Consider the following 21,618-nt stretch of genomic DNA (forward strand, 5'->3'; position numbering starts at 1 on the left):
TGCAAGATGCAGTGTTTTTTTATATGTATCAGTAAGAAATTATAACGCTAAAACTCTGATATCTATTCTGCGGTTTATTGCCTTACATTCTTCGGTGTCATTTTCCGGACAAACAGGATGCTGTGAACCGTATCCTTCGGCTTCTACCCTATCTCCTGCAATTCCCATCTCGAGTAGTTTTAATTTGGCAGTCTGAGCTCTCAGATTTGAAAGCTTCAGATTGGTTTCCTCACTTCCCGTATTATCTGTATAGCCACCTAATTTTATCTTTAAATCAGGATAAGCATTCATTAATTCAGCAAGATTGGCAAGTTGGGCTTCTGAGCCTGTCTTTAAATCACTCGAACCTGTTTCAAAATACAGATTTTCAATGGTGTACCATTTATCAGGATTTAAAGCAGCTTTGTCTTTATTTTTAACATCATTATACAAGAAGTACAATTGACTTTGATTTCCGAGAGAAATTTTCTTACCTCCGTCTAATTTTATTTCCTGAATATCTCCTGTTGTATAAACGAAATCCCCGTTTTCATTTAGCTGACCATTAATTTCCAAAGGTTCAATAATAGTATTTCCTTCTTGAGCTGCTTGCTTTTCTGTATGAATCCCTGTCATTCCGGTCAAGCTTTCAATTTTTGCTTTTCTGTTTGCTTCTATTTTATCTTTATGCAAAACGGCTAAAGTCGGAGCAATGACTAATGAAACAATAGACATTAATTTAATCAAAATATTCATCGATGGCCCTGAAGTATCTTTAAACGGATCACCAACCGTATCTCCGGTTATCGAAGCTTTATGAGGCTCTGAACCTTTATAATAAGTTTGTCCGTTGATATCTACCCCTTTTTCAAAAGACTTTTTTGCATTATCCCATGCTCCTCCTGCGTTATTTTGAAAAATCCCCATTAAAACTCCGCAAACGGTTGCTCCTGCCAAAAAACCTCCTAAAACTTCTGGACCGAAAATAAATCCTATTAATAAGGGAGAGATAATAGCAATTGCTCCGGGAAGCATCATTTTTTTGATGGATGCGTCAGTAGAAATGGCAACGCATTTTTGATATTCGGGTTCGGCTTTTCCTTCTAGAATTCCCGGGATTTCCCGGAATTGTCTTCTCACTTCTTCCACCATCGCCATCGCAGCTTGTCCAACTGCTGTAATCGCCAACGAAGAGAAAATAAACGGAATCATTCCACCGACAAATAATCCTGCTAAAACGTCGGCTCTGTAAATATCAATTCCGTCGATTCCTGCAATTCCTACGAAAGCGGCAAATAAAGCTAAAGCTGTTAAGGCAGCAGATGCAATTGCAAAGCCTTTCCCAGTTGCAGCGGTAGTATTTCCAACGGCATCTAAAATGTCTGTTTTTTCACGTACTTCTTTGGGTAACTCACTCATTTCGGCAATTCCTCCTGCGTTGTCTGCAATAGGTCCGAAAGCATCAATAGCCAACTGCATTGCTGTTGTAGCCATCATTCCGGCTGCTGCAATGGCAACACCATATAATCCGGCGCATAAAAAAGAACCGTAAATTCCACCTGCCAAAACTAAAATTGGTAAAAGTGTAGATTCCATTCCTACGGAAAGCCCACCAATAATATTTGTTGCATGCCCTGTTGAAGATTGCCTCACGATGCTAGAAACAGGTCTTTTTCCCATGGCTGTGTAAAATTCTGTGATGATACTCATTAAAGTTCCTACCACTAAGCCAACCATGATTGCTCCGAAAACTCCCATTTTGGTAAACTCATGACCTCTTAAAACCATTTTCTCCGGTAACAGATAGGTTACCAAGAAATAAGAAGCAATTGCAGTAATTACGATGCTTCCCCAGTTTCCTAAGTTTAAAGCATTCTGAACGTTCGAAGTCGACGAGCCATCATTATCATTGATTTTAACAAATAAAGTTCCGATCATAGAAAAGATAATTCCTGTTCCTGCAATCAGCATCGGTAAAAGAATTGGAGCAAATCCGCCAAAAGAATCTTGAGAAATTGTTTCTCTGCCTAAAACCATTGTTGCTAAAACCGTTGCCACATAAGATCCGAATAAATCGGCTCCCATTCCTGCCACATCTCCTACGTTATCACCAACATTGTCAGCGATTGTTGCCGGATTTCTGGGATCATCTTCAGGAATTCCGGCCTCCACTTTTCCTACCAAATCAGCTCCAACGTCTGCGGCTTTTGTATAAATTCCTCCACCTACTCTCGCAAATAATGCAATAGATTCTGCACCTAAAGAAAAACCTGTAAGAATTTCGATGGTTCTTTCCATTTCATGAGAATCTACAGTTGCATCGGGTGCAAAAATCTGTTTAATAATTAAATAAAGAGCTCCCAAACCCAAAACTGCCAATCCGGCAACTCCCATTCCCATAACCGAGCCTCCTGTGAAAGATACTTTTAAGGCTTTGGATAATGAAGTTTTTGCTGCTTCCGCAGTTCTTACATTCGCTTTCGTTGCGATTTTCATTCCGATAAATCCGGCTAAGGCAGAAAGCACTGCGCCTATAATAAAGGAAATTCCGATACTCCAATGTGAATGAGAATTGGTCATTCCCATTACGGCTAATAGAATGGCTACAATAATTACGAAGTAGGTGAGAATTTTGTACTCGGCCTTGAGAAAAGCCATTGCACCGTCAGCGATATGTCCGCTGATAACTTTCATTTTTTCATTTCCGGCGTTTTGTCTGCTTACCCAGTTACTCTGCAGAAAAGTGTAGACGAGGGCAATAACGCCAAAAATTGGCACTAAAACAAATAAGTCCATAGTTTAATATTTTTTTGGTAATAGAATATTAAATATACTTAATAATTTCCATTAAACTGTTTAAAAAATTATGACTTATAAAAGTTTTTGTGAAATTTAGATAAATTTAGTAACAAAAAAGCAGATGAAAATTCATCTGCTTTGTATATTTTTAAAGTTTTTGAAGAATTATCCTCCGAATTTCTCAGAATAATCTTTCTGTGAAGCAACAATTACTTTTCTTGCATGTTCTGCTCCGTAAACCTCTTGGATTCTACATTTTGCAGGCTCATCCGGTAAGTTTTTGTAAGTAAGGAAGTAGTGCATCAATCTTTTGATTTCAGCTTCAGGCAATTCAGAAATATCTCTGAAATGACCAAATGCGTGATCGTTGATCATTACTGCAACGATTTTATCATCAGCTTCACCTCCATCAATCATTTTAAAACCTCCGATCGGAATAGCTTCCATCAAAAGTCCTCCAGCGTGAATGTTGTGTGAGCTTAATACACAAATGTCCAACGGATCGTGATCTCCCATAGTAACATCATTTGCTCCACTTTCGATCGCCAATTTCATTACCTCATTATGGCAGTATGTTCTTGGAACAAAACCGTACAATGCCGGAATGATGTTTGAGAATTTCTGCGGTCTGTCTACTTTAAGGTAACCAGTTTCTTTATCTATTTCATATTTAATGGTGTCTGAAGGAACTATTTCCACGAATACGTTTACAACGTTTGGCGCATCTTCTCCTGCAGAAATCCCATGCCACGGATGTGCTTTAAAATTTGGAATCATTATTTATATTTATTATTTAATTATGCTATTATTAAAATTTCTCTTCTCAAGTCTTCAATCGTCGCTCCGATATAATCATTATCATTCATGTAATTCATAATGAAAATGGTTTTATAGTCATTAAGATTCGGATTGTTACTAAGGCTTTCGTAAGTTTTGTGCAACAAATCTATTACAGCATTTTTAGAATCAACGATATTCTGCCATGAATTTTTCGTTAAATAAAGCTGTTGCGAAGCATTGTATTCAAATTCTTCGTTGATGGTTCTTTCTGTAAGAAATACAAACTCATGCACGGCAAGATCCTTATCGAATTTCTGAACCAGATTAGATGGCTTTATCCTTTCTAAAAAAAGCGTCATTCTTTCGTAAGAATGGGTCTTGTTTTCAGAGTTAGATTTTACAGACAGAAGCTTGATCTCCTGATTCTTTAAGTTGATGTAGGTATATACAAATTGTCTCAGCAAAACCAAAAAAGGAATTGCGATAACTAATGCGGCTGCATAAGGTAAATAGTCTGAAAAATCTGCCATAATTTGAGGTAGCAAAATTACTAATAAATTGGGTCTTAGGAAAGTTTTTTAAATAAATCTTCTTTTGAAGACTGAATATAGATCAAACTTAAGATAGTCAGAAGGTAAAAGCCGATCATCATTCTGTTGACCAATGTCGGAAAAACAAGAAATCTGATAAAAAAAGACAAATAAATAACCCCGAAAAACAAATACGGCATCCGGTTTTTCTTAATCTGAGGAAACTTATGATAAACGATGATCACCACAAAAATTAACAGTAAAAGGAAATAAGATGAATTAAATTCAAATAATAATTTAGATTTAATATAACCAAGATATTCATGGAAATTGAAATGATCCGGGTTTGAAATTGGGTACAACTGAACTTTTGTAAACTGATTCATAAACAAAACCGACCAGGAGATTTGGTTAAAATACTGTACTAAACCAAATGAAAGAAACAGATATAAAAATGAAAAAGCCAGTTCGTGGTTTTTTATATTGAAATTTTTCCGTTTAATGAAAATTAATGCATACAAAAACGAATAGAAGATAAAATATTCCGGTCTGGTTAAAATGCACAGCATCGAAAAAAATGTTGCGAAAAAAAAGCTTCTTTTAACAAGGAAAAAATAAAAGCTAACCAGTAAAAGTAAACAAGATAAAGTATCTGGTGAAGCATGCCTCGCTGATTCTAATAATGGCTTAAAAATCGAGAATAAAAAAGTCAAAAAAATTGCCAGACTATGATTTTTCAGGATTTTGCTTAAAAACAAAAATATAAACCCAAGAATTAATACATAAGATAATATTGAAATCAAAAAAGTAGAAGTTGATGCCTCGAAACCTGCTTTAAAAAATAAAAGATTGGTAAAATTATAAAACGGTTTTACCGAAAAAAGCTGAAGTTCTTCTTCAAAAATCTTGGGATTCTCGGAAATGGTTTTGTAATACGTATTTTCACCTTTTGCTGTTTCTTCATGCGAAAGATCAGACTCAAACATTCCCGGTCTTTTCTCATTAAGTTCCGTGAAAACTTTCTGATGAATATCTTCAATTTTCATATTGGGATATTCCGTCTTGTACAACAATCCCATATATGCTTCCATATCGACATTGTAATACTGATGCGTATAAAGATAATACGACATAATGCACAGATATACTGAAAAAAAGATTTTCAATAAAATATCAAAACGTTTTACCATTTTAAAGTTCGAATAATGCGGGTCTTTGCGTTACCTCGTGATAACAGATGCTTTTTTCATCAAAATAATGATATACCAAGCTTTTTCTGGTTCTTGTTTTATCTAAATGTGGTTCTCCGCCGTGAAGAATGTTGGCGTGCCAAATTAAAAGATCTCCTTTCTTGGCTCTGAAAACTTCTTTTTTCAAACCTAATTCCTTCACTTTATTTTCCAGGAATTCTTCGTAGGCAAGATAACTTTTTTTGCCGATTTTAAAAGCCGTTCCTTCATTATCATAATCGGAATTAAGGAAATACGGGAGCTTGTGACTTCCCGGAATGTAATGTAAAGCTCCATTGTTTTCGTCAATGTCTTCCAAAGCGATCCAGACTCCGAGAAGCCCGCCCAAAGGATAGGTTGTCATGTGAATGCTGTCTGAGTGCGTTTTTTGCTGACTTCCGTTGATGAAGTTGATGCTTTGAAACAATTTGGCGTCTCCATCAATCAAAACCGATAAAAATTCGAGTAAATTTTTGTCATTTCCGATGTTTCTGATGATTTCCGAATGATGAATAACAAACATCAGCTTTCCGCCATACCGAAATTTTATAATTCCCTCTTCCATCAGTTTTTCGATCTCATTATTGATCTGGTCTGCTGTTTCAGGCTTCAAATAATTCCTTAAAATTAAAAAACCATTGTCATCAAAACCTTGAGCACTCAGTTTGTTTTCTTCTGAAAGATTCCTGTAAAAATCTGTATTGAAAAGCTTTTCCGAATCAAATTTTCTTTCGTTCTCAGGTAAATGTGCAAAATCTTTACTTGAAATGCTCGAGAAATAAGATTTATTGAGACCGTATTTTTTGTAGAGCGGGATGTTATGCTGTAATTTTTTTCGGTTGAAAAAATTATAAATCATGTAAGGCAATTTGTAATTGCGTATCTTCTTTAGCATTGCTATTAGTTTGTAATACCTGTATAAATGTATGAAATATATTCAGAACTAATCTAAATAGCGTGATTAAATTAAAGTTTCATGATAAATTTCAAGCTCAGTAATTTTTTAATAATATCTTTTTTAGAATATTCAATCAAATGATAAGGTCGAAGTTCCGGTCTGAAACCTCTGAAAAACTCTTCTACATTGGGAATTTCACTTCCTTCAAAATCAAAAATTTTAGACTCAATATTTTGTTTTAAACAGGAATCGATCAAAACAGAAGCTCCGGAAATCTTCACAAAATCTTTATCGTTAAATGTTCCTAAAAGCGCTACCGTATGTTTATCAAAATAAGTAACGATCACATTAATGATTCTTTTATTCAAGTAAAAAGCAGAAAATGTAAGGCAACCAGCTTCCGCCATTTTTTTGAAAATCATCATGAAAGAATCAATATCTTCTTCTTTACTGGCTCCCAAAAAATTTTCTTTAATAAAGCTTTCAGCCTGTTCGAAATTGATATCTTTGGTTTCGGAATTGTTTACGACCTCTTCGTCAAGTCTTAATTTTCTTTTTCTTTTCGGAGAATATTTGGCATAAACAGTTTCATATTTTTCCGGAAGTATAAGGAAGTTTTTTTTGGATTTTAATGATGTTTTAAACTGATTAAATTCATTAAAAGCGTAAATTCTGATCAGGTAATTTTTCTCTAAAAATTTCAGAAAAACTTCATTGATTTCTACTTGATCTTCTTTAGAAAAAATTCCCAATTGCTGACAAAGCATAGGATTGTGAACAATTTTCACGCCCGATTTGTAAACATACGGAACAGGCATTACTGCTTCATAATCGTTGTAAACAATCAGTTCCCATTTTTTATCTGATGTAATATCTAGAAACGTTTTTGTTGCAGAATACTTTCGCTGTGCAGAGTTTTCGAGACAGAGCGTATATTTTTCAAAATCAATTTCATGGTATTGTAATCGTCTAATCATAATAATCCTTCGTCTGCAAAACTCAGATACGAGTTTTGGGTAATAATCAAATGATCCAGAAGCTGAATGCTCATAAGATCTCCGGCTTCCTTTACTTTTTTGGTGATGGTAATATCTTCAGAGCTTGGTTTCAGACTTCCCGAAGGGTGATTGTGCGAAATGATAATTCCCGTAGAAAAATGTTCTAAAGCCGTTTTGAAAAGTATTCTGATGTCTACAATCGACTGATTGATTCCGCCCTGAGTGAGTTGTGCAATATGAATCACTTTATTGTTCTGATTGAGAAACAGTGCCCAAAATTCTTCAGTTCTAAGATCAGCCAAATGTAATTTCAAAAGATCATAAGCATTTCTGCTGCTTGAAATCTGTGGTTTTTCCGGAATTTCCTGAGCTGCTCTTCGTTTTCCGATTTCCAGGGCGGTTGCAATAGAAATGGCTTTCACTTCACCGACGCCTTTAAATTTCATTAAATCTTTTATCGTCAGTAAACTCAGCTGATGCCAATTGTTATTCACCGAAGCTAAAATTTTTCTTGCCAGTTCCACAGCAGTTTCGTCCCTGCTTCCACTACCCATAATGATGGCTAAAAGTTCAGAATCAGAAAGCGAATTTTTACCTTTCAATAAAAACTTTTCTCTTGGTCTGTCGTCTTCGGCTAAAAATTTTATAGACATGGGATCAGATTTAAACTAAAACTTTTTAAAGTTAATAAAAAGCATATAAAATAACGCTCTTTTTTGACTGATCGAGATGTTTTGCAGTCTCATTAAAAGCTTTTGAAGAAAGCATCGGACAACCTAAACTTAAGCAAGCTAAATTCTGAGACTCTTTATCAGGAACACAGCCGAAAGAATGCAGTACAATGGCACGTTGCATTGCATTGCTGTTGGTGGAATCTAATCCGTTTAAACGATACGCTTTTCCGAACTGACCGACATAACTTTCTTTTATTTCGTATTTCCCTAAAGATGATTGATAAGAACCTTCAATATTGGAAAATTTTAAAGTACTCGATTTTGGAATAACAGATCCTGAACCATGAGAAACTATTGCTCTCTGAATGATTTTGTTATTTTTGAGATCATATACAAAATACCTATATTTTCCGGAATGTAATTTAAAATTAATAAAAACCGCCAGATCCTGATTGTAGTTTTTATTTTTAATAAAATTTTTCAACTCCGAAATCTTCTCTTTTGGTAATATTTCTGCATTTTCCTGTGCTTTTGACTCGCTGCAGGAAATAAAAAACAATAGTAATAAAAGTAAAGATCTCATTTGGAAAAATTATTCAATGATTAATCCGTCTTTCATCACCAATTTGCGGTCGGTAATTTCGGCTAACTGCGGATTGTGTGTTACAATCACGAAAGTCTGGTTGTATTTGTCTCTTAAATCAAAAAATAAACGGTGAAGATCATCAGCATTTTTTGAATCCAAATTTCCTGTCGGTTCATCTGCATAAATAATCTTCGGAGAGTTGATTAAAGCTCTTGCAACCGCAACTCTTTGCGCTTCCCCACCCGATAACTGATTGGGTTTGTGATGAATTCTCTGTGCAATTTTAAGATCTTCAAACAGATCATATGCTTTTTCCAGCATTTCTTTTTCGTTGGCTCCTGCAATTTTTGTCGGTAATAAAACATTTTCCAGCGCTGTAAATTCGGGAAGCAACTGGTGAAACTGAAATACAAAACCAATATTCTGATTTCTGAATTTCGAGATCTGTTTGTCGCTCATGTAAATAAACGGCTGATCGTTCAAGAAAATTTCGGTGTCGTATTTTTGAGGATTTGAAGGGGTGTCTAAAGTCCCTAAAATCTGAAGAAGTGTAGATTTTCCTGCGCCGGATTCCCCGACGATAGAAACTACTTCACCTGCTTTGATGTGAATATCAACTCCTTTCAATACTTCCAGATTTCCATAAGATTTATGGATGTTTCTTGCTTTAATCATGCTTCAAAAATAGTGAAATTTTTGCTTCCTGCTTTTAGCATTTAGCGTTTACTGCAATTTTTATTGTTATTTTTCTTTCCGGATTAAAATTCTAAAAGTTGTGCCTTTTCCGACTTCAGTCTGAGAAATTTTAATATCACCGTTATGATATTCCTGCACTACTCTTTTAGCTAAACTCAACCCTAATCCCCAACCGCGTTTTTTTGTAGAATATCCAGGCTTGAAAGCATTCTGAGCCTGATATTTTGTCATTCCGCTTCCGTTGTCTTTTACTTCTACCAGAATGTTTTTATTCCTTTCAAAAACAGACATTTGCAGAATTCCCTCCCCTTTCATCGCATCTACCGCGTTTTTCACGAGATTTTCTATTACCCAGCTCATCAGAATTTTATTGTGCGGAACCAGAATATTGTAAGTGGGAAGCAAAAGAGTGAATTTTATTTTTTTTGAAATCCTAGTTTTCAGGTAATCAAAATTTTCCTGAATGGTTTCATTAAAATTCATATCATTCAGCTCAGGAACGGAACCTATTTTCGAAAACCTTTCCGAGATTGTTCTCAGTCGGCTGATGTCTTTTTCAATTTCAATAACGCCATCCGAATCCGGATTTTCCATTTTCATGATTTCCATCCAGCCCATCATGGAAGATAGCGGAGTTCCGATCTGATGTGCGGTTTCTTTTGCTAAACCAGCCCAAAGATAACCTTCGTCGGTTTTTTTAACCGTTCTTAAAAACCAGAATGAAAATAAAAAATAACATAAGACAAAGAAGCCCAGAAGAAACGGAAAATACTGAAGGTTATTGAGAATTTCAGAATTATCGTAATACACAAACTGATCATTTCCACCCTGAACTTTTATTTCGATAGCCGGATATTTCTTCTCCATCCTGTTTGCTTCAGCAATGATCTTCTGAGGGTCTTCTCCTATTTCTTTTGATAAATGTTTGTATTCTATGATCTGATCATTTTTATCTAAAATAATCATAGGAATGGTTGTGTTTGAGCTGTAAATCGCCAAAAGCAATTCCTGAACCTCCAAACTAGGAGTGACATCCTGCTGAAATTTCAGAGCTCTTACCAAAATATCAACCCTTTTTACTTCTTCTTTCTTTAAGTAATTGACCACTAAAGTAGATGTAATTACGATGGATACAACGACCAGAGTCATTAAAGAAAAAATAAACCAGTTGTTGAACCTGGCAAAAATGGATCTTTTTTTCAATCTAATTTATTTTAAAACATTTAAAATCTTTTGCAGCTCTGTACTTCCGCTTCCCTGATAATTATTGATAATGATTGCATACACATATCTCTTGCCGTCTTTTGATGTATGATAACCTGCATAGGATTTTGTGTCTCTCATGGTGCCGCTTTTCATTTTCATGCCATTGTCCTGAGTCGGAAATCCGTCATAATAGGCATCAAACCAAGTCTGTTTTTTAGCATACAGTAAAGCCTGAACTTCTGCTTTTGCCGACACATAATTTTGTGGTGAAAGCCCACTTCCGTCAGCAAAATTAATCATGTTAGCATTGATTCCTTTTGATTTCCAAAATTCTTTCAGGTAAGCAATTCCACTTTTGAAACTTGGATTTCCTTTTTTCTCTTTGCCTAAAGTTTTAATCAGATTTTCACCATATAAATTAACGGATTTTCTTAAAAACCAATAAACGATTTTATCTAAAGACGGCGATTCATATGTGAGAATAATATTGTTTTTAGGAGCTTCCAAAGATTTATTTCCATCGATTTCCAGTTGAGAATTGGTCAAAACTTTACCTGAAATTTCAATTCCTGATTCTTTCAGCCATTTCTGAGCTTCAATACCTAATTGTAACGGCGGATTCGGGACAGAACCTGAAACAGTGACTGCTTTTGAGGGTAAAGTTCCGTTAATTAAAGCCACATCAGAATATGGGGCAGTAAAAATTAAACTTTGATCTGAACTTCCGCCAGTTTTTACATCATTCAGCCATTTTACACCTTCCAGCGGATAAGAAAAACTTTTGATCTCGCTTCCGTTCATATTCATGTCGAACTGATTTTCGCGCCAGTTGATTCCCCAAACTCCTGCTCCGTAATAATTTCCTAAGTCATCCCACGGCCAACCTCCGGGAATTGTCTGATGATCGAAATAAGAATCGTCAATAATCAGATCTCCTGAAATCTTTGTAATTCCTGATTTTTTTACGGCTTCAATAAGTTTTTGTTTAAAATTCTCAGGTTTATAGCCTTCATAACGCCAACTTCCTAAAGTCGGGTCACCGTTTGAGGTAATAAATAGATTTCCATTTAAATTTCCACCTGAAATATTCCCTGAATACGATGAAGTTGTTTTATAAGTATAGTTTTTTCCTAAAGTTTCGAGAGCTGCGGCGGCAGTGAAAATTTTCTGCGTTGAAGCTGTAGAAAGTCCTTTGCTTCCCTGAAATTCATAGATCAGATTTCCGCTTTCATCAGAAACATAAAAGGAAAGATTAGATGAAACGGCCAATGAAGAATTCATTAGATTTTTTGTGACATCATCTAACTTCTGAGCGACATTTTGTGCGAAAATAATTTGTGTGGAAAGAACTGATATGGTAAGTAACTTTTTCATAAATAAAATATAAACATTGAGATTCTTCACTTTCGCTTTGTTATCGTTCAGAATGACAAACTGTAAAATTAAAGATTTGAACCAGATTCAATTTCGTAAGGTTCTTTTCCCTTTTCAAAAATCCTTGTCAATTCGCTTCCTTCAACCGTAGTTTTCTTGCCAATTTTTCGGATCCAGTTTCCTTCACGAAGTCCGACAACTTTAATATCATTTTGGGTTAAAAATTCTTTGATTCTGGTTTCTCTCGTTTCACCATTATGCTTCAAATCCGGATTTGGATCTAAGTAATGCGGATTGATATTAAACGGAACCAATCCCATACAATCAAAACTTGGTGGATAAACAATCGGCATATCGTTCGTTGTTTTCATGTTTTGTCCGCCAATATTACTTCCTGCACTACAGCCTAAATAAGCTTTTCCGTTTTCTATGTTTTGTTTTAAAACAGACATCAGATTTTCTTCGTGTAACGTTTTAACCAATAAAAAAGTGTTTCCGCCGCCCGTAAAATATCCTTTTGCTGAATGTAAAGCTTCGGTTTTGTCTTCAAACTCGTGTAAACCTTTTACATTGATATTTATTGTTTCAAAGAAAGATTTAGCTTTTGCCGTGTAATCATCGTGTGAAATTCCGCCCGGTCTTGCAAACGGAATGAAGATGATCTCATCAATTTCTTTATATAATTCGATTAATTCTTCTTTTAAATATTCAAGATAATCTCCGCCAAAAAGTGTGGAAGTAGATGCTAATAATACATTCATAAATAAAAAATTGCTTAATTATTAAAACAAAGATAAACTCAAACGCAGTAAGAATCAAAAATTACGCTAAAAAACATAGTAAAACCGTTAAGAAACTCAAAAAAAGCTTAAAGGCTCTAAAAGAATGGGCAAAAAACAAATTTGAATCTGCTAAATTAGCTATAGTAATTTTAAAATGTAGAAATATGAAAACGGTTAAAATGAATATCAAGCAATTATTTACAGGTTTAATGATCTTGGGAAGTACAGGAATTATTTTTGCACAGACAAGTCCCAAAATGGATAGTGTAAGCAGTACGCCAGTTCAGGCATCTGCAAATGTTCAGACAAATCCTGTCATTGAAAATTTAAAAAAACAGGTAGAAGCCAATCCTAAAGATGCAGAATCTCTTGCAAAATTAGCAACCGCTTATCAGGATGCTTCTGACTGGCAAAATGCTGTAGCAACCTGGAAAAAAATATCTGTTTTACTCCCAGATTGGGCACCATCATATTACAGCCAGGCTTACGCCTATCAGTCTGCAAAAGATGATGTGAATGCAAAACTGGCTTATGAAAAATATATTTCAACGGTGAAACCTGAAGAGATTGAAGCCAGTAAAAAGAATTTAGCTTATGCTTATTATTTCATTGCGTTCTCGGAACAAAAAGAGAATCCGGACAAAGCAAAAGAACACATTGCAAAATCTATTCAATATGATCCAAGCAATCAGGATGCAATTAAACTGAGCCAAGCTTTAAATTCATAAAACAACACTCCGGAAAAATTTCCGGAGTTTTTATTTTATTCTTTTTCCGAAGAAATCTCCTTCTCCAATTAAATATCTTATTATTTTTCCAATATTTCTTTCGATGCTTTCTGCTGTTTTCAGATTGTTGATATAACGAACTACCTCTAATCTCATTGATGGAATGAGACTTTCAAAATTTTTCGTAGCAATAGGATTTTTTTTAATTGCTTTTTCTAAATCAGGATGCATTAAAATTGTTCTGTCCGAATCATCAAATTCTACTGAAATTTCAAGTATTTCCCCAATTCTTTTAGGGGAATTTTTCAGCATGGTTAAATTGATATACAACCGCCATTCTCCTGAATATCTCATTAAATTTTGTTTAAATTCTTTACCATTTACCACACCTTTTACAGGAATCGGACTTTTATTCTTTCCCGAGGTTTTAAATATTTCATTTAAAATCTCATCAGGAATGAAAACAAACGGATTGATTCCTATGATTTCGAGTTTGGCTGTGAAATGGTTTTTCATTTAAGTTTTTAAGAAGTTTAAAATTAATGATTAAATATATTTTATAAGTGTTTATTTTTAAACCAATCCGTCAAAAATTCTTTCGAATTTTCGCCACCAATGCCTCATTATTTTTAATTAATTTTTGTTTTGGTGAATCTCGTTCCTCGATTTCCAATGGAGGGGAATTTTATTTTGTATTCCATATTTATATTCTGATGTAACCCGCAAAATAATTTCGCACTCGAAATGGATTGTTTATCTTTGTGAATCTAAATAATTAAAGAAAATGAAATTTTTTATTGACACTGCTAATTTAGAGCAAATTAAAGAAGCAAAAGACCTTGGAATTTTGGACGGTGTTACCACCAACCCATCATTGATGGCAAAAGAAGGAATTCAGGGAGCTGAAGCGATCAAAAATCATTATAAGACAATCTGCGAAATCGTAGACGGAGATATTTCTGCTGAAGTGCTTTCTACGACTTACGAAGAAATGATCAAAGAAGGAGACGAACTGGCTGCAATTCACCCGAATATCGTTGTGAAAATTCCGATGATCAAAGACGGAATTAAAGCGTTGAAATATTTTTCAGATAAAGGTATAAAAACCAACTGTACTTTGATTTTCTCTCCGGGACAGGCGCTTTTAGCGGCTAAAGCTGGGGCAACTTATGTTTCTCCATTCTTGGGAAGATTAGATGATATTACGACAGATGGTTTAAATTTAATTCAGGAAATCAGATTGATTTTTGATAATTATATGTACGAAACTGAAATTTTGGCTGCATCCATCCGTCATTCAATGCACATTATCGACTGTGCTAAAATTGGTGCAGATGTGATCACTTCACCACTTCCTCCAATCTTGAGTTTATTGAAGCATCCATTAACAGACAGCGGATTGGCTCAGTTTGTTGCAGATTCTCAGAAATTAGCGTAATCATTTGAAATTTGATATTCTTCGATTATTAAATTTTAGCTCTACACATAAAAAATCCCGGAACAATTCGTTTCGGGATTTAATTTTATATAGGATTTATTTTACCAGTCATTGGCTCTTTTTCTTTTTTCGATCATATAATCGACTGAAATTTTTCCAGCTCCAAAAGCTATGATCATTAAATAAATTGAAAGATAAAGTAAACTTAATTCTCTTGCATTAAAACCATCGGCTCCATGTTTAACGAAAGCTACAATTGCCATGGTGAAAATTAAAAAACCAGCAGCAACTCTTGTAAACAATCCTAAAATCAGAAAAATCGAACAAATAAATTCAGAAAAAACGGTTAATCCCAGTGTAATTGTAGGTCCCAAACCCAAAAAATCGAAAGGGTCTTTTCCTAAATTTCCATCAATCAGATTCTGAAGTTTAGGATATCCGTGAGAAAGCATTGCAAATCCCACAAACAATCGCACAATAAAAATAATAATATCAAAAATTAATGGATTAGTCTTTGAATTTACGTAGCTCATCGATTGAAAATTTAGATTAAAGATAATAAAAATCTTTTAATACAACGATGGATATTGAGTTTTTAGTCTATCTATATCCGAAATTCTTCAAATCTCTGTCGTTTTTTCTCCAGTCTTTTTTTACTTTTACGAAAAGGTTAAGATGAATTTTTTTAGCAAAGAATTTTTCAAGATCAAGTCTCGCTTCTGTTCCTACTTTTTTGATCGCCTCACCTTTATGACCGATAATGATCCCTTTCTGGGTATCTCTCTCTACATAAATAATAGAATCAATAAAGATAATTCCTTCTTTTTCTTTGAACATTTCTGTTACCACTTCTACAGAATACGGAATTTCTTTATCGTAATTTAAAAGTATTTTCTCTCTGATCGCTTCATTTACAAAGAAACGTTCAGGTTTATCGGTGTACATATCTTTGTCATAATACGGCGGATTTTCCGGTAACATTGATTTCAGTTTCGGAAGAATAATCTCTGTATTAAAAGCATTTAAAGCAGAAATCGGAAGAATTTCAGCTTTAGGAATTCTCTCATGCCAATCGGAAACCAGTTTCTCAAGACCTTCCTGATTCGTCTGATCAACTTTATTGAGCAGCAATAAAACAGGAACCGGAATTTTATTTAACTTATCAATTAAAAATTCAGAAGGTTCAGCTTTATCAGTTACGTCAACAATAAAAAGGAAAACGTCTGCATCCTGTAAAGAATCTTTCACAAAATCCATCATTTTTTCCTGCAAACCATATTTTGGGTCTAAAACTCCGGGAGTATCAGAGAATACAATCTGTAGATCATCTTCATTATAAATTCCAAAAATTCTATGTCTTGTTGTCTGAGCCTTTTGGGTTACAATAGCCAGCTTCTCACCCATCAGTTGATTGAGAAGGGTTGATTTTCCGGCATTTGGCTTTCCAACGATATTTACAAATCCTGCTTTATGCATATAAAAAAATTAAATCGTTTTTATTACGATCTGCAAAGTTACTAAAACAAAATTTGGATTTTGGTCTATATTAAAATTAGATGCTTAAAAAAGTCTATTTTTGAAAAATAATTAATCCTGACTTTCTCATGGAAATCGATCAGATCATCAATACCATTTTTCCGCTTCCGGAATTATCCAAATTAAATTTAATTCAACATATTTCTGAAGTGAGCTATTCTAAAGGTTTTTGTCTGATGAAAGCCAATAAAATCATTCCCCATATTTATTTTCTGAAAAAAGGGATTGTTCGGGCTTATGCATCAACTGAAAACAATGATATTACTTTTTGGTTCGGGACTGAAGGAGAACCCGTTGTTTCGATGAAAAGCTATGTGGATGAAAAACCTGGTTACGAAAGCATTGAGCTTTTGGAAGATTGTGATTTTTATGTTTTGGAAACCGAAAAATTAAAGACTCTTTTTAATGAAGATATTCATATTGCGAACTGGGGAAGAAAATTTGCAGAAAGAGAGCTTGTGAAAACAGAAGAATTGATCATTTCCAGGCAGTATAAAACGGCTTTAGAGCGATATAAAGATTTGATAAAAGAAAAACCTTATTTGCTTCAAAGAGTTCAGCTGGGGCATATTGCTTCTTATTTAGGAATTACACAGGTGAGTTTGAGCAGGATTCGCTCGGAAATTAGGTGATTTCAAAATTTCAAGTTCTCGCAGATTCTGCTGATTAAGCAGATTTTTTCCAATCAGCGTTATCTGCTAAATCTGCGAGAGTTTTCTTATTAAAATTCAACAATAAATCTTTTTTTAACATTTGTAAAATTTTAATTCGGTAGAAAATCTCAATTTTGCGGCATAAAATTATGTATTAATGAACTGGATTATTTTAATCATTGCAGGATTATTTGAGGTGGCTTTTGCATCATGCCTAGGAAAAGTAAAGGAAACCACAGGAAATGAAATGTATTGGTGGTTTGGTGGTTTTTTGGTTTGCCTTACTGTTTCGATGCTTTTACTCATCAAAGCCACAGAAACTTTGCCGATAGGAACCGCTTATGCAGTGTGGACTGGAATTGGGGCAGTTGGAACTGCTTTGGTAGGAATATTTATATTTAAAGATCCTGCAAGTTTTTGGAGAGTATTTTTTATCTGTACTCTGATTGGTTCTGTAATTGGTTTGAAAGCAGTTTCTCATTAATTTTAGACCATTATTTCTTATATTTGGGAAAAATATTTATGAAGACAAAATTATTTTTTCTTTTAATCACATGTTCTTTATTTGGTCAGAATGCTGAGCTTTTAAATAATAACTGGTATGTTTCTCAGATTGTAACGAACGGCCAGACAACAAATGCAGTTTCTCTGCCTTCACCTTTGGGATCATCTAAATTTACATTAAGCGGATCTGATTATGTATTTATTTCTTATTATTTTAATACGGCAGGAAATAATGTAATCTTCTCATCATCGCAAAACAGCTTTACTAAAAATCAGGGTTCATGTACATTAGCACAATATGTTGGAGTAAATCAAGATGCAGTTAGAGATTTTGATCAGAAACATTGTGATTTTTACGTGAGTTATATTCCTGTTGGAACTATTTTTAATTATCAAATTATTAATAATGGAAGCTCAAAAATACTTGCAATAACCAATGCAACTACTGGTAATATAATTTATTATAATAATTCAATTTTGGGTACTAAGGAAAATGCTTTGAAGAAAACATTTAGAATCTATCCAAATCCTTCGAGTGACTTTTTGATTGTAGAAAATATTGATAAAAATTTAAAGGTGAAAATTTATGATGTATCAGGTAAAATAATTTATGAGACTTTATCATCCGGTAAAGCATTAAAAATTAATACTGAAAATTTTCAAAAAGGTCAATATATTTTAAGTATAGAAAATTCCAAATCTGAATTTTTCATAAAGAGTTAAACCTCAATTTTATAAACAAAAACGGCTTCAAATTCTGAAGCCGTTTTTTATTTCTTTAAAACAATCGGTAAAATTTCGTTGTGTCTTAAACCGTATTTTTTTATTTCAGCATCGGAGAACTCCTGCGAATAAAAATTAGCCTGAGCTTGGAAACCAGCTGCCTCAAGACGATCAAAATAATCCATCCCATACCATCGAACATGGTCGTACTGACCGAAATGTTTCTGACGTTCTTTCGGATCTGTAATGGTAAAATCTTCATAAGTTTTCTCCAGAGAATTTTTCATCGGAACCTGTAAAATTCCCCAACCGCCCGGTTTCATTACTCTGTATAGTTCACTCATTGCTTTTGCATCATCTTCAATATGTTCCAGAACATGGTTGCAGAAAATAATATCAAAAGAATTATCTTCAAATGGCAGATTCAAGATATCCGCTTTCACATCAACAATAGGCGAGTACAAATCTGCAGAAATGTAATTCAGGTTGCTCATCCTTTTGAATTTTCTCAAAAATTCCTGTTCGGGAGCAATATGAAGAACTTTATAATTCTTGATGAAAAAATCGGTTTCATTCTGAAGATAAAGATACATTTGACGGTGTCTTTCAAGACTTAAAGTTCCAGGAGAAAGTGCATTTTCTCGCTGCTTTCCGTATCCATAAGGAAGAAATTTCCTGTAAGATCTTCCGTCAATCGGATCAAAAAACTGATCTCCTTTAAAAAACTGGTATATAATCGGCCGCGCCCAAATGCTCATTTTAATCAACATCGGACGTGGAATTTTATTTAATAAAAACTTAGTCAGCTTTTTCATTAAAAATCCAGTTGAAATGGCTTTTCTTCATCACTTACGATTCCTAAAGCCTCATAAATGTAATCAAAAGTAGACAGCAAAACGGGTTTACCATTAATTACACAAACATCATGCTCGAAATGTGCAGAAGGCTGATTATCAAGTGTTGTAACCGTCCAACCATCATTATGGAATTTCACTTTTTCTGTACCAAGGTTAATCATCGGTTCGATAGCGATTGCCAAACCGTCTTTGATCACTTTTCCACTTCCCTGTCTTCCGTAATTCGGCACTTGTGGATCTTCGTGCATTTTCTTTCCTAAACCATGGCCAACAAGCTCTTTTACAACTCCGTAACCTTCTTTCTCACAGTGATTCTGAATGGCATAGGAAATATCTCCGATACGCTTTCCTCTTACACATTGCTCGATACCTTTATAAAGAGATTCTTTGGCTACTTTAAGCAGTTTTTTAGTTTCCGGTTTTACTTCACCGATTTCGAAAGTATAGGCGTGATCTCCTACGTAACCGTTAAGAATTGCACCACAGTCCACAGAAAGAATATCACCTTCCTTAATCTCTTCCTTATTCGGAAAACCATGAACAACTTGTTCGTTTGGTGAAATACAAAGAGAATTCGGGAAACCACCGTATCCTAAAAATGCAGGTTCAGCACCATGATCTTTTATAAAATCGTGTGCTAATTTATCTAAATGTAAAGTAGTGATTCCGGGTTTGATTTCTTTCGCCAACATTCCTAATGTTCTGGAAACCAATCTCGCACTTTCTTTCATAAGACGAAGCTCGTCTATCGTTTTTAAATGAATCATTATTTTTATGAAGAACCAAGAAACAAGTAAAAAGAAACTTTTTTCTAACTTTTGGTTCTATTTTTAATTTATATTATTGTCTTTATCTTTCGTATTATTTAAAATACTTCCAAAAATATTCTTTAGTTCGAAACTTTCTTGCAAGAGTGTATCTAATTCTGAAGATTCAAAATCGCTAAGTGATTTTATAATTCTCAGCCAATAATTCGTTTCTCTTGTTTCCCTTAAAGATATTCTTATTTTATTTCTAAAATCTTTTAAAGAAGAACCAGCTTGTGATTCTTCATAATTTGCTTCAAGTGAAGTTGCTGACTTACATATTTGAAATCTTATCACTTTATATTCAGGATAATTGGGAAGATTTCTTAAAAATTTTATACAATCAACTCCAAACTTAAAAGTTCTTTCAAGTAAATCATTTTTTTTCATCAGGTTTGAGTTTTGATTTTTGCGAACTCAAATTTGTGTCTTTTTACTTTTATCTTGTTTCTTTACCAAAACAAGCCTTTTTTCTTCTCTTTTTTTAATTTTGAATAAGGTAAAACCTCTCTACCCTCGACACGGAATTCAATTCTTTCGTTGATGATATTGTAGATTTCACCCCAACCCGGAAAACCGCCTAAATTTCTGTCATCAATAAACCAGTCTGCATCTAATTTTCTTGACTGTGTTTCAGAATCAAAAACTTCTCCTTCGAAACTTGAATTAATGGCATAGAACTCAATACCATTCTGTCTGCAGAATTCTACAGCCTCATCCAAGGTTTTTCCGTGTCTGTACGTCCAAAGTATCAATCTAAAACCTTGAGCCTGAAGTTTTTTAAGGGTTTCGAAAGCGAAAATTTTAGCTTTTCCGATCGCCGGATAAGCATCATCTACGATCGTTCCGTCAAAATCAACAGCAATTTTCTTATTGTTTAACATTTTGTTGCGTTTTTAGCTGGGCAAAGATACTAAAAAAAATGAGTGAGAAATTCCATTTTCTTGCACTGATTAGCTATAACATTTATTAAGGATAATGAACTATTCTATCTAACTCAAGAGGATTATTATATTTTTTAATCAGTTTTTTTTGAATTTCTGTTGATGAACGTAAATTTTCTTTTGTTAATTTGATACCATTATCGAGTAATATTTCTTCAGTTTGCGACCAGTCTACTCTTCCGTTTTTAAGATAGGCAAATGGATCATTATAATATGAAAGTTTATATTTCAAATATTCTTTATCTTGTAGAAATAAGTTTTTCTTAAGCATTCTGCTCAGTAAATCTATTTGATTTGTCGTACTGTAAGATTCAGACTTTATTAATTCGAAACTAAAATTATTTTTATCATCTGCAAGTTCAACAATCAATCCTGGTAAACCTCTAAACTTATGAGGTCCTTCCTGAAACGGAATTTCTGTAGTAAACCATGCAATCCAGTTTCTTCCTCCAAATGTTGTTGTTGCTTTTTGTAGAGAAAGATTTTGTGATATTTTCTTTTCAGATAATAATATCCATTTCTGATTTGGTTCAGATTCTTGTTTAATAATATCCCAACCTAAAAATTCGTATCGATCATATTTTTGACTATTCACTTCATGCACAATAAAATCATTTAGCTTTGGCGCAGGAAATCCATTTGGAAGCTGAAGTTTTTTTATAGAATCTGAAATAAATAAATCTCGTCCGTAGTATAATATTTTATCCGGATTAATATCTAAGTGGAAAATATCTTTTGTGAAAACATTTTCTGTAGAATCTCTTTTAGTATTTACTTCATATATAAAGCGGTATGTTTGTGCTTTTGCAAATCCAACAACTAAAAGAACAAAATAAAGTAATTTTTCCATAATTTATTTTTAGACAAATTTATAAATTATATAGAACTATGCAATACA

General features: G+C 33.9%; 25 protein-coding genes. 5 read left to right on the forward strand and 20 right to left on the reverse strand.

Features of this window, described 5'->3' with window-relative positions; translation table 11 throughout:
* Positions 1-39 precede the first annotated feature (39 nt).
* The 12 genes from BM371_RS04865 to pepE all read right to left on the reverse strand — a co-directional run bounded on the left by BM371_RS04865 (position 40) and on the right by pepE (position 12,510).
* The gene (locus BM371_RS04865) at positions 40-2,775 is read right to left on the reverse strand and encodes a sodium-translocating pyrophosphatase (RefSeq protein WP_034676438.1); all 2,736 of its coding nucleotides are present in this window, start codon (positions 2,773-2,775) and stop codon (positions 40-42) included.
* Between the two features lie 168 nt (positions 2,776-2,943).
* Entirely contained in the window at positions 2,944-3,555 is a 612-nt protein-coding gene (locus BM371_RS04870; protein WP_034676440.1) for an inorganic pyrophosphatase, read from the reverse strand.
* A gap of 20 nt (positions 3,556-3,575) precedes the next feature.
* Positions 3,576-4,088: a DUF7935 family protein gene (locus tag BM371_RS04875; protein WP_034676442.1), complete on the reverse strand. Its 513-nt coding sequence runs from the start codon at positions 4,086-4,088 to the stop codon at positions 3,576-3,578.
* A 35-nt stretch (positions 4,089-4,123) separates the two neighbouring features.
* On the reverse strand, positions 4,124-5,221 hold the full coding sequence (locus tag BM371_RS04880) for a hypothetical protein (protein WP_034676444.1): 1,098 nt from the start codon (positions 5,219-5,221) through the stop codon (positions 4,124-4,126).
* A gap of 58 nt (positions 5,222-5,279) precedes the next feature.
* Entirely contained in the window at positions 5,280-6,176 is an 897-nt protein-coding gene (locus BM371_RS04885; RefSeq protein WP_228376739.1) for a phytanoyl-CoA dioxygenase family protein, read from the reverse strand.
* Between the two features lie 107 nt (positions 6,177-6,283).
* Positions 6,284-7,192, reverse strand: coding sequence for a hypothetical protein (locus tag BM371_RS04890; protein WP_051882779.1), 909 nt, complete (start codon positions 7,190-7,192; stop codon positions 6,284-6,286).
* A complete protein-coding gene (gene radC / locus BM371_RS04895; RefSeq protein ID WP_034676449.1) occupies positions 7,189-7,866 on the reverse strand; it encodes a RadC family protein in 678 nt (225 codons plus the stop codon). The genes BM371_RS04890 and radC overlap by 4 nt, the downstream gene beginning before the upstream one ends.
* A 31-nt stretch (positions 7,867-7,897) precedes the next feature.
* Complete coding sequence (locus BM371_RS04900) at positions 7,898-8,470, reverse strand: murein L,D-transpeptidase catalytic domain-containing protein (RefSeq protein ID WP_034676451.1); 573 nt, start codon at positions 8,468-8,470, stop codon at positions 7,898-7,900.
* A gap of 9 nt (positions 8,471-8,479) precedes the next feature.
* Positions 8,480-9,148 (reverse strand): ABC transporter ATP-binding protein, encoded by a 669-nt coding sequence (locus tag BM371_RS04905; protein WP_034676453.1) that lies wholly within the window; start codon positions 9,146-9,148, stop codon positions 8,480-8,482.
* 66 nt (positions 9,149-9,214) lie between these two features.
* Complete coding sequence (locus BM371_RS04910; RefSeq protein ID WP_034676456.1) at positions 9,215-10,372, reverse strand: sensor histidine kinase; 1,158 nt, start codon at positions 10,370-10,372, stop codon at positions 9,215-9,217.
* Between the two features lie 6 nt (positions 10,373-10,378).
* Positions 10,379-11,749, reverse strand: a complete 1,371-nt coding sequence (gene dacB / locus BM371_RS04915) for a D-alanyl-D-alanine carboxypeptidase/D-alanyl-D-alanine endopeptidase (protein ID WP_034676458.1) — start codon at positions 11,747-11,749, stop codon at positions 10,379-10,381.
* Between the two features lie 68 nt (positions 11,750-11,817).
* Complete coding sequence (gene pepE, locus BM371_RS04920; RefSeq protein ID WP_034676459.1) at positions 11,818-12,510, reverse strand: dipeptidase PepE; 693 nt, start codon at positions 12,508-12,510, stop codon at positions 11,818-11,820.
* A gap of 185 nt (positions 12,511-12,695) precedes the next feature.
* Here pepE and BM371_RS04925 point away from each other — a divergent pair, with 185 nt between their 5' ends.
* On the forward strand, positions 12,696-13,259 hold the full coding sequence (locus BM371_RS04925; RefSeq protein ID WP_034676461.1) for a tetratricopeptide repeat protein: 564 nt from the start codon (positions 12,696-12,698) through the stop codon (positions 13,257-13,259).
* 30 nt (positions 13,260-13,289) lie between these two features.
* Here the strand turns inward: BM371_RS04925 and BM371_RS04930 are convergent, their stop codons facing one another.
* On the reverse strand, positions 13,290-13,775 hold the full coding sequence (locus BM371_RS04930; RefSeq protein ID WP_034676463.1) for a YdeI/OmpD-associated family protein: 486 nt from the start codon (positions 13,773-13,775) through the stop codon (positions 13,290-13,292).
* A 268-nt stretch (positions 13,776-14,043) separates the two neighbouring features.
* Here BM371_RS04930 and fsa point away from each other — a divergent pair, with 268 nt between their 5' ends.
* Entirely contained in the window at positions 14,044-14,697 is a 654-nt protein-coding gene (gene fsa / locus BM371_RS04935; RefSeq protein ID WP_034676464.1) for a fructose-6-phosphate aldolase, read from the forward strand.
* Between the two features lie 101 nt (positions 14,698-14,798).
* On the opposite strand, the gene BM371_RS04940 is transcribed toward fsa, so the two are convergent.
* The gene (locus BM371_RS04940; RefSeq protein ID WP_034676465.1) at positions 14,799-15,230 is read right to left on the reverse strand and encodes a DoxX family protein; all 432 of its coding nucleotides are present in this window, start codon (positions 15,228-15,230) and stop codon (positions 14,799-14,801) included.
* A gap of 67 nt (positions 15,231-15,297) precedes the next feature.
* The gene (gene era, locus BM371_RS04945; protein WP_034676468.1) at positions 15,298-16,173 is read right to left on the reverse strand and encodes a GTPase Era; all 876 of its coding nucleotides are present in this window, start codon (positions 16,171-16,173) and stop codon (positions 15,298-15,300) included.
* Between the two features lie 128 nt (positions 16,174-16,301).
* On the opposite strand from era, the gene BM371_RS04950 reads away from it, so the two are divergent.
* From BM371_RS04950 to BM371_RS04960, 3 genes are all read left to right on the forward strand, one after another.
* Entirely contained in the window at positions 16,302-16,865 is a 564-nt protein-coding gene (locus tag BM371_RS04950; protein ID WP_034676469.1) for a Crp/Fnr family transcriptional regulator, read from the forward strand.
* A 178-nt stretch (positions 16,866-17,043) separates the two neighbouring features.
* Entirely contained in the window at positions 17,044-17,370 is a 327-nt protein-coding gene (locus BM371_RS04955; protein ID WP_034676471.1) for a DMT family transporter, read from the forward strand.
* A 23-nt stretch (positions 17,371-17,393) separates the two neighbouring features.
* On the forward strand, positions 17,394-18,113 hold the full coding sequence (locus BM371_RS04960) for a T9SS type A sorting domain-containing protein (RefSeq protein ID WP_131430934.1): 720 nt from the start codon (positions 17,394-17,396) through the stop codon (positions 18,111-18,113).
* 47 nt (positions 18,114-18,160) lie between these two features.
* Here BM371_RS04960 and BM371_RS04965 read toward each other — a convergent pair whose 3' ends face one another.
* From BM371_RS04965 to BM371_RS04985, 5 genes are all read right to left on the reverse strand, one after another.
* Positions 18,161-18,928 (reverse strand): class I SAM-dependent methyltransferase, encoded by a 768-nt coding sequence (locus tag BM371_RS04965; RefSeq protein WP_034676475.1) that lies wholly within the window; start codon positions 18,926-18,928, stop codon positions 18,161-18,163.
* Positions 18,928-19,737 (reverse strand): type I methionyl aminopeptidase, encoded by an 810-nt coding sequence (gene map, locus BM371_RS04970; RefSeq protein ID WP_034676477.1) that lies wholly within the window; start codon positions 19,735-19,737, stop codon positions 18,928-18,930. Before map ends, BM371_RS04965 begins: the two co-directional genes overlap by 1 nt.
* 63 nt (positions 19,738-19,800) lie before the next feature.
* Positions 19,801-20,166, reverse strand: coding sequence for a four helix bundle protein (locus BM371_RS04975; RefSeq protein WP_034676479.1), 366 nt, complete (start codon positions 20,164-20,166; stop codon positions 19,801-19,803).
* A gap of 62 nt (positions 20,167-20,228) precedes the next feature.
* Positions 20,229-20,660: a BT0820 family HAD-type phosphatase gene (locus BM371_RS04980; protein ID WP_034676481.1), complete on the reverse strand. Its 432-nt coding sequence runs from the start codon at positions 20,658-20,660 to the stop codon at positions 20,229-20,231.
* Between the two features lie 85 nt (positions 20,661-20,745).
* The gene (locus tag BM371_RS04985; protein WP_034676482.1) at positions 20,746-21,570 is read right to left on the reverse strand and encodes a GLPGLI family protein; all 825 of its coding nucleotides are present in this window, start codon (positions 21,568-21,570) and stop codon (positions 20,746-20,748) included.
* Between the last annotated feature and the right edge of the window lie 48 nt (positions 21,571-21,618).

The sequence above is a fragment of the Chryseobacterium formosense genome (assembly GCF_900116415.1).
GTDB classification, from domain to species: Bacteria; Bacteroidota; Bacteroidia; order Flavobacteriales; family Weeksellaceae; genus Chryseobacterium; species Chryseobacterium formosense.

Bases quoted from the DNA above. Each gene is read 5' to 3' on its own strand.
- BM371_RS04890 (WP_051882779.1), bottom strand. From the start codon at position 7,192: ATGATTAGACGATTACAATACCATGAAATTGATTTTGAAAAATATACG.
- fsa (WP_034676464.1), top strand. From the start codon at position 14,044: ATGAAATTTTTTATTGACACTGCTAATTTAGAGCAAATTAAAGAAGCA.
- BM371_RS04965 (WP_034676475.1), bottom strand. From the start codon at position 18,928: ATGAAAAAGCTGACTAAGTTTTTATTAAATAAAATTCCACGTCCGATG.
- BM371_RS04980 (WP_034676481.1), bottom strand. From the start codon at position 20,660: ATGTTAAACAATAAGAAAATTGCTGTTGATTTTGACGGAACGATCGTA.
- dacB (WP_034676458.1), bottom strand. From the start codon at position 11,749: ATGAAAAAGTTACTTACCATATCAGTTCTTTCCACACAAATTATTTTC.
- BM371_RS04905 (WP_034676453.1), bottom strand. From the start codon at position 9,148: ATGATTAAAGCAAGAAACATCCATAAATCTTATGGAAATCTGGAAGTA.
- radC (WP_034676449.1), bottom strand. From the start codon at position 7,866: ATGTCTATAAAATTTTTAGCCGAAGACGACAGACCAAGAGAAAAGTTT.
- BM371_RS04900 (WP_034676451.1), bottom strand. From the start codon at position 8,470: ATGAGATCTTTACTTTTATTACTATTGTTTTTTATTTCCTGCAGCGAG.
- BM371_RS04885 (WP_228376739.1), bottom strand. From the start codon at position 6,176: ATGATTTATAATTTTTTCAACCGAAAAAAATTACAGCATAACATCCCG.
- BM371_RS04940 (WP_034676465.1), bottom strand. From the start codon at position 15,230: ATGAGCTACGTAAATTCAAAGACTAATCCATTAATTTTTGATATTATT.
- BM371_RS04870 (WP_034676440.1), bottom strand. From the start codon at position 3,555: ATGATTCCAAATTTTAAAGCACATCCGTGGCATGGGATTTCTGCAGGA.
- BM371_RS04985 (WP_034676482.1), bottom strand. From the start codon at position 21,570: ATGGAAAAATTACTTTATTTTGTTCTTTTAGTTGTTGGATTTGCAAAA.
- BM371_RS04875 (WP_034676442.1), bottom strand. From the start codon at position 4,088: ATGGCAGATTTTTCAGACTATTTACCTTATGCAGCCGCATTAGTTATC.
- BM371_RS04880 (WP_034676444.1), bottom strand. From the start codon at position 5,221: ATGTCGTATTATCTTTATACGCATCAGTATTACAATGTCGATATGGAA.
- era (WP_034676468.1), bottom strand. From the start codon at position 16,173: ATGCATAAAGCAGGATTTGTAAATATCGTTGGAAAGCCAAATGCCGGA.
- BM371_RS04930 (WP_034676463.1), bottom strand. From the start codon at position 13,775: ATGAAAAACCATTTCACAGCCAAACTCGAAATCATAGGAATCAATCCG.
- BM371_RS04925 (WP_034676461.1), top strand. From the start codon at position 12,696: ATGAAAACGGTTAAAATGAATATCAAGCAATTATTTACAGGTTTAATG.
- pepE (WP_034676459.1), bottom strand. From the start codon at position 12,510: ATGAATGTATTATTAGCATCTACTTCCACACTTTTTGGCGGAGATTAT.
- map (WP_034676477.1), bottom strand. From the start codon at position 19,737: ATGATTCATTTAAAAACGATAGACGAGCTTCGTCTTATGAAAGAAAGT.
- BM371_RS04955 (WP_034676471.1), top strand. From the start codon at position 17,044: ATGAACTGGATTATTTTAATCATTGCAGGATTATTTGAGGTGGCTTTT.
- BM371_RS04950 (WP_034676469.1), top strand. From the start codon at position 16,302: ATGGAAATCGATCAGATCATCAATACCATTTTTCCGCTTCCGGAATTA.
- BM371_RS04975 (WP_034676479.1), bottom strand. From the start codon at position 20,166: ATGAAAAAAAATGATTTACTTGAAAGAACTTTTAAGTTTGGAGTTGAT.
- BM371_RS04865 (WP_034676438.1), bottom strand. From the start codon at position 2,775: ATGGACTTATTTGTTTTAGTGCCAATTTTTGGCGTTATTGCCCTCGTC.